Origin of the sequence: Gayadomonas joobiniege G7 (assembly GCF_000300815.1) — a bacterium.
GTDB classification, from domain to species: domain Bacteria; phylum Pseudomonadota; class Gammaproteobacteria; order Enterobacterales; family Alteromonadaceae; genus Catenovulum; species Catenovulum joobiniege.
In genome coordinates this window covers 163772-176754 of the sequence record NZ_AMRX01000006.1, presented here as the reverse complement: position 1 = coordinate 176754, position 12983 = coordinate 163772, and the positions used below count along the sequence as shown (strand labels likewise).

The following is a 12983-nucleotide window of genomic DNA, read 5'->3' as shown; positions in this document are numbered from 1 at the left end:
ACCTGAGTTTATTGAACCTAGCGTAATATCAATATATGATAATAAAAATAATTATTATTTAAACAATTGGAGTTATGCATGAAACCCTCTCTCATTTTACCTTGCTTAGCAAGCGTCCCTTTTTTGCTGCAGGCCGAGCAAACTGACACCGAAATAGAACGCATAGCCGTTACCGCAACCCGAGCTGAAGTCCCTGTTTCTAGTGTCCCTGCAACCGTTTCTGTCATTTCTGCTGAACAAATAAAATCGCAACTTTCATTCACCCAAGATATCTCTAAAATTATCGGTAATCTAATACCGGCGTTCTCGCCTAGCCGAGAAAAAATGTCCAATGCTGGCGAAAAACTACGGGGTCGCGATCCCTTATATATGATTGATGGTGTGCCCCAATCGAACCCACTGCGAAATGGACTGCGCGCTGGTCGCACTATTGATCCAGCGATGATTGAAAGAATTGAAGTCATTCATGGCTCTAATGCTATTCAAGGCATGGGTGCCAGTGGCGGGATCATTAATATTATTACCAAATCTGCCGGTGAACAGACTCACAGTGTTTCTGCCGGTTTTAGTACCGGCATGGGCAGTGATACCAGCAGCTATAGAGCAAGTTATCTTTATCGACAAGGCGAGCAAGATGCTGGTTTGGTAGCTGGGATCAGCTATCAGGATAATGGGGTTTACCGCGATGGCAACGGTGATCTTGTCGGTGTTGATACCACGCAAGGTGATACAATGGACGCTCAGTCCATTGATTTGTTTTTTAAATATGCATTAAAACTTGATGCCGATAAAACACTCAAGCTTATGGTTAACCATTATAATATCCAAGGTAATGGCAATTACACCATGATTAATGGTGATGTAGAAAAAAATATACCAGCAACCAGCCAAAAAGGCGACTGGCCAGGCGATTCGCCGCGCAACAAAGTGACCACAGCCTCAGCCGATTATCAAGACGCAGAATTTTTTGGCGGTCAATTAAGCTGGCAGTTATTTTACCAAAACTTCGCAGCCTTATATGGGGCAACTGATTCAACCACTTTCCAAGACCCTCAATTTGGTGATGAGACTATTTTTGATCAATCACAAAACCGCTCAACCAAATTAGGTAGCCGTATCACTTGGTTCAAATCTAACATAAATAACAGCCAATTAGATTTGATTACCGGGATCGATGCGATGTCGGATGAAACCTATCAAGAACTTGCTATAACAGACCGCATGTGGGTGCCAAAAACCCGTTTTGACAATATTGCGCCTTTTGCTCAACTAAGATACCAAGGCTTACAAGACTTCACTTTCAGTTATGGTGCACGGTATGAGTACGGCAAACTCAATGTTGACGACTTTACCACCTTGTATCGTTACAACAGCGCCTTTGTTCAAGGCGGTGAACCTAGCTTTAACGAGCTGTTACATAACTTGGGTGTTGTTTGGCAAGCCAATAAAGCGCTGCGTTTGTATAGCAGTTATAGCGAGGGTTTTAGTATGCCTGATGTTGGGCGTGTGTTACGGGGAATTGATGAGTCTGGCTTAGCGGTCGAAGACTTTTTAGACTTGCAACCTGTTATTTCAGACAATACCGAAATCGGAATTGAATACAGTGCAGCTCAGTGGCAAGTTCGTGCCAGTTACTTTGAGTCTGATTCCGATCTAGGGTCTCGTTTATCACTGAACCAAGATGGTATCTACCTAGTTAGACGTGAAAAAACCGAAATTTCCGGTTTCGAAGCTGATCTACAATGGTATTTAAACAATGAAACAACCTTAGGTGCAGCTTATTCTAATCCTAAAGGCCGCTACGATAGTGATGGCGATGAAAAAGTTGATAGTGACTTATCGGGCAGCAATATAGCACCCGAACGAATCAATCTATACTGGCAACAGTCGTGGAGCGACCGAATTAACGCACGTTTGCAGGTAAACAGATTTTTAGACACAGAATTTGATGCCAGTGCCGACTTTGATGGCTATACAACGTTAGATTTAGCGGTCAACTTGGCGACCAATCAATACGGTCAGTTTTCTATTGGTATCGATAACCTAACAGATAACCAGTATATTTCTTATTATGGTCAGACCACAGCCAATCCAGTGCGCTACTTTGCGGGCCGCGGCCGCCATATCAACGTTAATTGGCAGCATAATTTTTAACGAATGCACCATCATCAGTTGTGCACCACAGCCAGCTGATGATTGCCTATCGAAACATTAATTGATGTTTACTCTGATAGTAGAGCTGTTTCAGCTGTTGTTTTTGCCCTTCACTGAAGTCAGCTTTACTTGTGAGAGATAAAACTAAGTCTATTAATTGCTCCAAGGTGCGTTGCGCATCACTTTGTTCAACTTTAACAGCCAGTTGTTGGATGCACGTTAATATATGCAAACTGACCGCATAATGATTCGCCCCAGCCTGAATGATTTGCTCGTATGATGCTAATAAAATATCACTATAACTGAGCACTGGTCGCACTACACATAACCGCTTTGGCTGCTGCGCCGTTAATTGAGTCGACATCGGCTGCTTATTCGCTAACAAACACATGGCAGCCGTCAGCCTGTCTAAACAAGTCATCGCCGTGTATGGGTCGTTAATGCCTGGGGATAAAGCTCTTAAGGCTATCTCAACCAGTTGTCTGACCGCAAACTCGCCGTCTTGCTCAGATGTCCTTTGACCACCGGTAATAATGGCTTTTTGCGCTTGTTTTATAACTCGTTTAGGCAAGTGTTCTAACGGCTTGCCGCAGCCGAAATAAAAAATATCTTGCCCTTGCGAAACAAAATCACCCGGTTTAGGCACCACCTCTATGATGGTCCCCGTATCCAACGCCAACTTGATTAATGCTTGGTAATCTATCGCCTGGACATAACCTGACTTAGGCTGATCAATGGCATACATAGCTTGGCAGGGTCGATAAAAGACAGTTTCCGCCTTTTCTCCTTTTTCCGGAAAAAACTGGTGAATGTTTTTATTTAACTCATGATGAACTGATTCTATTACCCGGTCGGCCTGAATATTAGTAGCAATATGATGAATAAAATAGACAAGTACCCCAACATTAAATAGCGCAAAAATAATCGCTAATGTAACCGACAGATTCGGCACAAAGGCATAGTCGGCCGATTCATAGATCCGGCTTAACACTAACAAGCAATAAACGTAAGTGGACAGAAAACATCCTAGGACTAACTGGTTTCCTCTATCCTGCATAAAGTTTCGAAGTAACCTTGGGCCAAATTGTGACGACGCTAACGTCAGCGAAACGATAGTGATAGAAAAAGCTATCCCAGTGACCGTGATCATAGCACCAGCGATGGTGGATAAAACACTTCTGGCCCCATCAACACCATAACTTAACAACGCTGGTAAACCATGGTTTATCGATTGAAAAAAAGCATTATTTCTTTCCGCCACAGGTAAAAAGATAGCCGTTAATAAAGCCGCTAAAACCAACAAGCTAGGTAAAAACCAAAAGCTGCTTTTTAACGCATACCAAAGGTTTAATAAGCGAATAGACATAATGAATCCTTTTTAATCTTTTTTAGTGTCAGATAATTGCCCGAAACACAACTTTATACGAACCGAATGTAAAACAAGTGTAAACAAAAGTGTAAAAAAGCAAATTCCATTCGATAATAGTTTATAAATAATTTATCTTCAGGATAATTAAAATGACCAATAAAATGAAACGTCTGAGCCAAATCGTTAGTTTTTCCTTGTGTATCTCAGGGATTAATATGCTACACGCCAATATTTTTAAAGGGGATAAGTTTTATGCTGAAAAAAATTATCCGATGGCATTAGAAGAGTATAAAAAATCGGCAGAAATCGGCAGCCCGCCTGCGTACTATCAGCTTGGCACCATGTATTATAAAGGACAAGGTGTTAAAAAAAATAATATTAATGCCCTTATTTGGTTTTCATTGGCGGCCGAATACCAGTTTAACGATTCAGAATCTGCACTCAGCCAAATGTTAGCAGCGCTACCAGAAGAACAAAGGCTTTATGTTGAGCAACTGGTCGCAGCCTTTCAAAAGCGCTTCGGCAAACAAGTTATTCAATCCAAATATTACCCTGAATTAATCACTGCAAATTTAGCGTCTAAAATTACTTTTGGTGGCCAAGGAGAGCTAGCCACTCAATACGAAACCTTAAATGAAATCTTTGCCATGCAAACTGATATTGAGATTGAGACGGACAGTTTTGATTTTGGCGGTTCTAGCGGTTTTGGCGAAGCAGACTTTAACGACGGCTTTAGTGATACAGGAGATACCAATAGCCCAGATCCCCTAGATAATTTATTTAATCGACCTTATTTACTCATTGCAGACTATGATGTTGCCCCCGATGGCTCAGTACGTAATATAGTGCCAGTGCAAAGCATTGGATTTACGCGGCGAGCTGAAGAAGAATTACAAACGTTGACACTCCCTAAACCGAACTTTAACGGCCAGTTTGTAAACTTTGTTAATCGCACAGGCATGGGTTTTGCCAATTATGATAAGTTTCAAATGGCTGATGAGATGCCCGCATTTTACGACCGTATGCGGCGCATTGCGCGCAAAACTAAAAACAGTGACAAAGCTGAAGATATTTATAAATATGCTATGGTGTTAAAGCTTTTTCCTTGGATCCGCCAAGAAGAAGGCGAAGCAATGAAAAAACTAGAACAAGCGGCTAACCTTGAACACCCGCGTGCTCAATACGAATATGGCTTGACCTTGTATCGTGAACAAAACAATGTAGCAAAAGGTATTCATTGGATATCCTCCGCGGCAAAATATGGCCTCGATACCGCAGAATACCGTTTAGGACATATTTTACATACCAGCCCGTATGTTGTGAATGATGAAAAAAAGGCGCTTTTTTGGTATCAATTGGCGGCTGAAAAAAATCATCAGCCAGCTATGTTAAAATCCGCTGAACTTAAACTACTTGCCAATGACCCATCGCTGCACGACCAAAAAGGCGCCATTGATCTATTAGCCGCCGTTGCAAACGATCAAAACTATAATCCAAGCTATCACTATCTTTATGCTGTCTCGCGCATTAAAGGTGAGTATCGGAACTTTAGAGAAGTCGTTCAACATATGCGCCGTGCAATTGATTTAGGCGAAGATTTAAACTGGGATGTCTCAGCTTGGGAAAAACAGTTAGACAGTTGGACAACAGGCCGCGTCACTATCAGCCAAGAGTCATCTTAACTGCTGACTAAGCCACCACAGCAGCAAAATCGCAGCCGCTAATCCAAACACAGCTTTCCAGCGGTATTTTGCAATCAGGCGTTCAGCCTGATTGCCTGCTAAATAAACCACTAAAGCTAATCCAAAATATCTTAACGACCTTGCGATTAAAGTCGCCAAAATAAACATTGCCAGCGAATACTGAGTCGCACCAGCAGCCAACATAGCAATTTGGAAAGGGATAGGAATAATACCCACCATAAGTACAAACCAAAACCCTTGGTTTTGCATTTTTTGTTTAATAGTTTCAAATGTTTGTTGATCGCTAAACAAACTAATTAATTGCTCACCAAAACTATCAAATAGAAAATATCCGGCGAAATATCCGGTCAGAGCACCAAGAATACATCCTAGGGTCGCTAACAAGGCGAGCAACCACAATTTATCTCGTTTTGCCTGCATAAGCGGCACTAAAATGGCTTCAAGTGGGATAGGAACAATAAGAGATTCTAAAAAAGATGAGAGCGTCAAAGCTTGGTACATATGTTTAGATTCAATAAATTGACGCGTTTTATGTTTAAGCGTTTTAGTCAGTTCCATTTGGCTATCCAATAACAAGTACAATTATTATTACAGCATCAAAAGGAACTGAGATCAGTTATTCTGGCGTTGGTTCTTGACCTTGAGCAAGTTTTAGCCGAGTCCATAAATTCATATTAATCACGATGGCGGCTATTTCAAAAATTTCATCCTGTTCAAAAAAGTTCAATGCCTGCTCATGGATCTTTTGAAAATCAGCATGCCGGCCATCACTTAATATGTCTGAGTAAAATAAAGCGGCCTGTTCAGCACGGCTAAACAACTGGCTGTTTTGATACGCATTAATATGGTGTATTTTCACCTCATTAATCCCGGCCTCGATGGCCGCTTTACTGTGCAAAATTTGACAGTAAGCGCACTGATTATAATGCGAAACTCTAAGTCTAATTAACTGAGCAAGCTGTTTATCTAGTTTTAAATCTGCGGTATAGCCATACGCTTTGGCTAGCTGCATCGCAATGTGATTAAATGGAGTGTCACTTGGGTCAAAGCGTTTATTAATAAACTGGTAGGTATTCAAACTCTGGCTCCTTAAATTTGCTTAAAATTTAACAGCAGGTTTGAGTAAAGCGCACAAAGCTAAATAACGCCAACCGATTTTAGATTCAATCAGAGAGTTCATAAAAAATAGATTTAAATGTTGGTTTTTTTGTAACAGTGAGGTTTAAACTAAGCGCTTGATAACTGAAAGATGAATTTATAGAGATATGGCGGAGTGGACGGGACTCGAACCCGCGACCCCCGGCGTGACAGGCCGGTATTCTAACCAACTGAACTACCACTCCGCAGTAGTATAATATACGATAAACAGAGTAAAATGGCGGAGTGGACGGGACTCGAACCCGCGACCCCCGGCGTGACAGGCCGGTATTCTAACCAACTGAACTACCACTCCGCAGTGGTATTACTAATTTTTAATCTGTAAATCTATTAATTATCTGATAGTGGCGGAGTGGACGGGACTCGAACCCGCGACCCCCGGCGTGACAGGCCGGTATTCTAACCAACTGAACTACCACTCCGCAGTGGTATAAACAAGTCTGTATAAAGCAAACTGAGTGCTGATTTTTAAAATCATACAGCAGTGACAGCTAATACAAATGTTCTACTTATTTATCAGATATTTAATTTGCCCTTTCGAGTTGTTCCCCGTCAGAAGCGGGCGCAATAATAAGGACTGAGTGCCAATGAGTCAACTAATTTTTTAAAAAAAATTAAATTAAATTTCTTCTGGCATACGCAAGTCTACTATCTCATCAGTTTCTGTATGTTTTTCATTCGATTTGGCTTTTTTACGCATTTTAAAGATCTTTTTGGCTCGAGACCAGACTGAAGAAAAAGACAGTCCCTTTTTAACAACCAACCAAAAAGCTAATAAACAAAGGCTCAAAACCAACAAATTTCCCAAAATAACAAATGTTAATAAACTAGAGTTGGAAAGACGACTATCTTGCGGCTCAAGAATTTCATCTGTCGCTATGCCATTTATTTCATCAGCATTCTCTATTTTTTCCGCCTCCACAATCACAGGTTCAGGCGCTTCAATTACAAATGCTTGTTCAGGGACATCCAAAATTAAATCGCGACCGTCAGTGGTTTTTCCAAATGCATCTAGTTTTATGCGGTAATTCCCTTGCTGATAATTGTATAACTGCATTTCATGCTGATTTGTTTGTGGTTCTGAGATGGCAAAAGACTCGGAATCACCGTTTGGATAATAGACAGTGCCATTGAATACAAAAGTAGAAAAGTCGATTAACTCGGAATCAGCCGTTATATTCAACGTATGCTGTTGGTTATTTTCTTCGGCGGGTATAAATTCCAGTTTAAATGGTAGTGGATGAATCATCACGGGCGGCAACGAAAACTCGCGATTAAATAATGCCAAGTCGACAAATAATTCAGGTCGCCATTCGCCCGGTGTCAGCGCCAGTTTAAAAGTGCCGGTAAAGACCCCATCCTTACGGTGTTGATCATACCCTAACCCATCATCTTCAAAACTGGCCACTCTAACAGGTTGCGATGAAAAATTATCATACTCATCATTGTGGGTGCTCACCATAGTCACTGACATTCGCACCACATCACTAAAACCTTGATAAGGGATCTCTTTTCCAGCATTGTTGATTTTGGCAGTTAACGATAAGTTTTCGCCAACAAACAAATCATGCGGTATTTTTTCGGCGGTCAAATGGACGTCTGACATCACCATAATTTCGCTTTTATCCGTTAATGAAGCGACCACCTGCCATGGGCCCGGCATGGGTTTTTGTAAACGAACCATGTCGTAATGAGTATCATAAAACCAATCGCCCTGCTCTGGCGGCATGGTGGCTGCGTACAACTTACTGCCATCAGGCTTAATTAAAATGCTAGGTGCTGTCGTACCATCGCGAAATAAAACCAATACAAGTTCATCTACGTACTCATCGATGCGGAAACGGTTCTCGACTAATTTAATACGCGACAAATGCTCTGGTTTTTGAATAATGTCTAATTTGCTAAAATCTAACTTTTTATCGTCGATGACAGTTAAGTTAACAGTATCCTCTTCTGCCGCATTGAGTGCAAAAATGCTGAGCGCCAATAACCCACTGCAAGCTCCGATAAATTTAGTCAAATCGACACCTCTTGATTTAATCTTGTTGACTATCAGCCCGCCACAAACATTGACCCGCTGCTTTTTCCACTATATCTAACCTTCTTTCATGCTCTAACAGTTCTTCGGCAGAGGCACGTAAAACCTTTAGCGGTTTTCGCTGTTGATCTAAGCGAATAATGTCGCTCACTTGCCCTTCTTGGCCACCGTCAGATGATAAATTCAGATCAGTTTGCCCCCCTGTCATCATCAAATACACATCGGCGAGTATCTCAGCATCTAATAAAGCGCCATGTAGTTCTCGATGCGAATTATCGACTCCAAAACGGTCACAAAGGACATCTAGATTATTTCGTTTACCTGGAAACATTTCCCTTGCAAGCTGCAAAGAGTCGGTAATGGTGCAGATAGAAGCTGTTTTTAGGTCTTTACCCAACAACTCAAATTCGTAGTCCATAAACCCAACATCAAAAGGTGCATTATGGATGACTAATTCGGCACCACGAATAAACTCAATAAATTCGTCTGCAATTTCAGCAAATTCAGGTTTATCCGCCAACTGTTCATTCGTAATGCCATGCACTTGAATCGCTTCTTCTTCTATTTCTCTGTCGGGACGAATATAAACATGATAGTGACGTCCAGTCAGTCGTCTATTAACCACCTCGACACAGCCAATTTCAATGATCCTATGATTTAGGTAAACCGGACCACCAGCCTGGTTCATACCTGTCGTTTCTGTATCTAAAACAATTTGTCTGCTCATCGTTTACCTGTTGACTGATTAGAATTTTGGATATTTTACCGTAAAACGGCTTATCACTGTACATCTGTGCCGGCTAACGTACAATTTAATAAAAAATTATTTGGATACTCATGAAACAAGTCGAAATATTTACCGATGGTTCTTGCCTTGGCAACCCTGGCCCTGGTGGCTATGGCGCTGTCTTAAAATACAAAGGGGTACAAAAAACTTTAAACCAAGGCTACCGGCTAACAACCAATAATCGCATGGAATTACTAGCGGCTATCGTTGCATTAGAAACCCTTAAACAAGCTTGCCAGGTTGAACTCACAACCGATAGTCAATATGTCAAAAATGGCATAAATCAATGGTTATCAAACTGGAAAAAGAGAAACTGGAAAACTGCCGATAAAAAACCGGTCAAAAATGTTGATTTGTGGCAACGTTTAGACAAAGCCTGTCAACCTCATAAAATTAATTGGCATTGGGTAAAAGGCCATAGTGGACACCCTGAAAACGAGCTTTGTGACCAATTAGCAAGAACGGCTGCAACCAGTCAAACATTGATAGAAGATACTGGTTATCAGGCGAGTTAACGGCGGCAGACTGTTTTACCTGACCGGGCACCACCGCCAATACTCACATTACCAATAGGTGCAAGCGCTGGTTTTACTTTCCATTTAGGTTTTATGGGTGTTAATGGCAGCTCGCGTTTTCTGGCGACTAATAAATAAACAGAACCAAAACGGGTTAGATACTGATGGGTAAAAGACGGCATCCAGCGATTTTTACATCCGGCTGGCTGACGCCCAGGCAGATTATAAATAAACCTATGATCTTGCACCACTTCGCAACCTAATAGAGACAACCAGTCACCAATTCTAGCCGGTGGGAAAAACCTGGCTTGTCGAATTGGATCGGCTTTATTGCCCGGCCATAATTTATATAAACCCGCGATACTGAACGGGTTAAAACCGCTAATAAATAGATATCCATCGGCCATTAATACCCGATGCGCTTCGCGCAATACTTGATGTGGATCATGTGTATAATCCAAAGTATGGGCTAATAATATTGCATCAGCCGATTGGCTTTTAAAAGGTAAATGATGGATATCTGTTATAACCCCCTGACGAGCCCCTTCTGCAGCCACGTTAACCTGATGTTTAATGGTGCAGGCCTGGGTGTCTATTTCACTACTTAATTGACCCACTTTTAAAAAATGGTAACCAAACACTTTTGGCAACCATTGATTTAAATGTCGCTCAATTTGTTTACGAATAAAACCACCTTGTGGAATTTCGTGCCAACTGGCCGGTGCGCCCATCAAAATGTCTTGCAAAGCGGGTTTCATTCGTTCAGGATTTCCTCATGTTTTTTCACAATGACTATTGCTATCTTATGCTATCCATTAATCCAATACCAATTCTCAACGATAACTATATCTGGCACGTAACAAATGGTCATGCTCACCTTGTCGTAGACCCAGGTGATGCTAATGCAGTAAGAAACGCTTTGGCCGGTGCCAAGTTAGATTATATCTTAATCACTCACCATCACTGGGATCATACGCAAGGTGTAGAGCAATTAAAACAAAGCTACCCAGAAGTACAAATCTATGGTCCAGCCAATAGCCCCTTTAAAGTTATAGACCATGCACTTAATGATGGTGAGCAAATTCATTTATCGGCACTGGATCTCAAGCTAACGATTATTGCCGTTCCAGGTCACACGTTAGACCACATTGCCTACGTTAGTGACCACTGGGTATTTTGTGGTGACACCTTATTTTCAATCGGTTGTGGTCGTATGTTTGAAGGTGATGCGTACACTTATCAACATAGTTTAGAAACACTCGCGACACTACCAGGGTCATTATTATTATTTCCCACCCACGAATATACCCTAGCTAATTTAGAGTTTGCACGTTCAATTTTACCAGATGATGAAAATTTAATGATATGGCAACAAGAGGTCAGTCAACTGCGCAAACAAAATAAAGCCAGCTTACCAGTCAAATTGAAAGATGAAATTACGCGCAACCCATTTTTACGGGTTGCTGACCCACAATTCCAAAAAATGCTAGCACAATTGAGCCAACAAAAAATAGATAATAAAGTTGACGCATTCGCCGTTTTGAGAGCTTTAAAAGACAAATTTTAAGCAAAAAATTGCTTTACTGAGCATGAATCAGTAACATTCTGTCGCTTAATTCAGACAGGGTAAATTATGATTCGACGCTATTTTCCAATTTTTGTTCTAACCGCATTGGCTGGATGTCAAAGCACATCAGAAACCATGGTCAGTGAGACAACAGAGGATCGTTTGAACAGTGCCAATGATCAGTTTATTGCCGCAGAATTTAGTAGTCTTGAATTGATCCCAGATACCACGATTGCTGAAGCAGAAAGTGAATCAGCCACTGGCAATAAAATTTACGGTAATTTGTGGAAGCGTATTCAAAGCCAACTGACGATGGATATTCCCGAAAATCGCCGTTTAACGATTCAGCGAAACTGGTTTATCAAACATCCGAGTTATCTCAAACGAGTTGCCAAGCGTGCAGAGCCATTTTTATACTTCATTGTAGAAGAAATAGAAAAACGTGAAATGCCAATGGAATTAGCGCTGTTGCCAATTGTTGAAAGCGCGTTTAATCCGATGGCTTATTCGCCTTATCACGCAGCCGGATTATGGCAGTTTGTGCCTGGTACAGCTGATTATTATGGATTAAAACGGAATTGGTGGTATGACGGCCGGCGCGATGTCATTGAATCAACACGCGCCGCTCTGGATTATCTAGAAAAACTACATCAACAATTTGATGGTAACTGGCTTCATGCGTTAGCCGCTTATAATTCAGGTGAAGGTCGTGTTGCTCGTGCCATTAAGCGCAACTTTAACAGTGGTGAAAACATTGATTATTGGTCACTTGATCTACCACGCGAAACAGATGCTTATGTGCCAAAACTGTTAGCCTTGGCTGATTTAATCAAAAATCCAACAAAATACGGAGCAGAGTTGCCTGTTATCGCAAACGCGCAAACGGTTGAGGTTGTAGATGTTGAAAACCAAATCGATTTATCCATCGCTGCACAGATGGCCTCAATTGACTTAGCCGCATTAAAATCCCTCAACCCTGGGTACGCGCGCTGGTCGACTTCACCGGAAGGTCCGCACACGTTATTGTTACCATTAAAAAATGCTGAAACATTACGCGCAGCCTTAGCTGACGCTCAACCCAACGATCTAATTAAATGGTTTGAATATAAAGTTAAAGCAGGTGATAGCCTAGGCCTGATTGCGCAAAAATACAACACCAGTCTGCATACGTTAAAAACGACCAACAAAATTAAAGGAAATTTAATTCGAGTCGGAGATCGTTTATTAATCCCAACAGGTGCAGCGCAAACTAACCAGCTGGCACAATCAAACGAGCCAAGTGCCGAGCAGGCCAACGAGTTGATTCAGACAGAAATTAACTATGAGGTAAAATCGGGGGATACCTTGTGGGATATCAGCCGCGCGTTTAATGTCACCAGCCGACAAATTCAACAATGGAATCATTTAACGGAAAAGCAAAACATTCATCCGGGGCAAAAGCTGGTAATTAAACGCCAGCCTAATACTCAGGTGGTGGCAACAAACAAAATAAAAAAAGTAAATTATAAAGTTCGCAGAGGTGACTCTTTAGCTCGTATCGCCGATAAATTTAATGTAACCATCTCGGATATTGAAAATTGGAACAAAATCAGCCGTAAAAAGTTTTTGCAGCCGGGTCAAACACTCGCACTGCATGTAGACATCAACAATATTTAACTCAAACACTCATCGCCCCCAGCTTAACCAACGCAG

11 protein-coding genes and 3 tRNA genes are annotated in these 12983 nt (G+C 41.5%); 5 read left to right on the top strand and 9 right to left on the bottom strand.

Annotation, left to right across the window (positions count from 1 at the left end; genetic code table 11):
* The first annotated feature begins 78 nt into the window (after positions 1 to 78).
* The gene (locus tag C727_RS0107940; RefSeq protein ID WP_017445093.1) at positions 79 to 2154 is read left to right on the top strand and encodes a TonB-dependent receptor; all 2076 of its coding nucleotides are present in this window, start codon (positions 79 to 81) and stop codon (positions 2152 to 2154) included.
* Positions 2155 to 2200: 46 nt separating this feature from the next.
* Here the strand turns inward: C727_RS0107940 and C727_RS18210 are convergent, their stop codons facing one another.
* A complete protein-coding gene (locus C727_RS18210) occupies positions 2201 to 3520 on the bottom strand; it encodes a DUF2254 domain-containing protein (RefSeq protein WP_017445092.1) in 1320 nt (439 codons plus the stop codon).
* Positions 3521 to 3672: 152 nt separating this feature from the next.
* Here C727_RS18210 and C727_RS0107930 point away from each other — a divergent pair, with 152 nt between their 5' ends.
* Positions 3673 to 5205 (top strand): tetratricopeptide repeat protein, encoded by a 1533-nt coding sequence (locus tag C727_RS0107930; RefSeq protein WP_017445091.1) that lies wholly within the window; start codon positions 3673 to 3675, stop codon positions 5203 to 5205.
* Here the strand turns inward: C727_RS0107930 and C727_RS0107925 are convergent.
* From C727_RS0107925 to dnaQ, 7 genes are all read right to left on the bottom strand, one after another.
* Positions 5197 to 5784: a YqaA family protein gene (locus C727_RS0107925; protein ID WP_017445090.1), complete on the bottom strand. Its 588-nt coding sequence runs from the start codon at positions 5782 to 5784 to the stop codon at positions 5197 to 5199. The genes C727_RS0107930 and C727_RS0107925 overlap by 9 nt on opposite strands.
* 58 nt (positions 5785 to 5842) lie before the next feature.
* Complete coding sequence (locus tag C727_RS0107920) at positions 5843 to 6304, bottom strand: carboxymuconolactone decarboxylase family protein (protein WP_017445089.1); 462 nt, start codon at positions 6302 to 6304, stop codon at positions 5843 to 5845.
* Between the two features lie 188 nt (positions 6305 to 6492).
* Positions 6493 to 6569, bottom strand: a tRNA-Asp gene (locus tag C727_RS0107915).
* 33 nt (positions 6570 to 6602) lie between these two features.
* Positions 6603 to 6679, bottom strand: a tRNA-Asp gene (locus tag C727_RS0107910).
* A 50-nt stretch (positions 6680 to 6729) separates the two neighbouring features.
* A tRNA-Asp gene (locus tag C727_RS0107905) sits at positions 6730 to 6806 on the bottom strand.
* 197 nt (positions 6807 to 7003) lie between these two features.
* A complete protein-coding gene (locus C727_RS18205; protein WP_017445088.1) occupies positions 7004 to 8404 on the bottom strand; it encodes a TIGR03503 family protein in 1401 nt (466 codons plus the stop codon).
* A gap of 16 nt (positions 8405 to 8420) precedes the next feature.
* Complete coding sequence (gene dnaQ, locus C727_RS0107895; RefSeq protein ID WP_017445087.1) at positions 8421 to 9149, bottom strand: DNA polymerase III subunit epsilon; 729 nt, start codon at positions 9147 to 9149, stop codon at positions 8421 to 8423.
* Between the two features lie 110 nt (positions 9150 to 9259).
* On the opposite strand from dnaQ, the gene rnhA reads away from it, so the two are divergent.
* Complete coding sequence (rnhA, locus tag C727_RS0107890; protein WP_017445086.1) at positions 9260 to 9724, top strand: ribonuclease HI; 465 nt, start codon at positions 9260 to 9262, stop codon at positions 9722 to 9724.
* Here rnhA and C727_RS0107885 read toward each other — a convergent pair.
* Positions 9721 to 10482 carry a class I SAM-dependent methyltransferase gene (locus C727_RS0107885; protein ID WP_017445085.1) on the bottom strand — a complete coding sequence of 254 codons (762 nt, stop codon included), beginning with the start codon at positions 10480 to 10482 and terminating at the stop codon, positions 9721 to 9723. The two genes, rnhA and C727_RS0107885, sit on opposite strands and share 4 nt — an antisense overlap.
* Positions 10483 to 10529: 47 nt before the next feature.
* Here C727_RS0107885 and gloB point away from each other — a divergent pair, with 47 nt between their 5' ends.
* Positions 10530 to 11291, top strand: a complete 762-nt coding sequence (gene gloB / locus C727_RS0107880; protein WP_026052620.1) for a hydroxyacylglutathione hydrolase — start codon at positions 10530 to 10532, stop codon at positions 11289 to 11291.
* A 66-nt stretch (positions 11292 to 11357) separates the two neighbouring features.
* A complete protein-coding gene (locus tag C727_RS0107875) occupies positions 11358 to 12947 on the top strand; it encodes a LysM peptidoglycan-binding domain-containing protein (RefSeq protein WP_017445083.1) in 1590 nt (529 codons plus the stop codon).
* Positions 12948 to 12983: the final 36 nt, after the last annotated feature.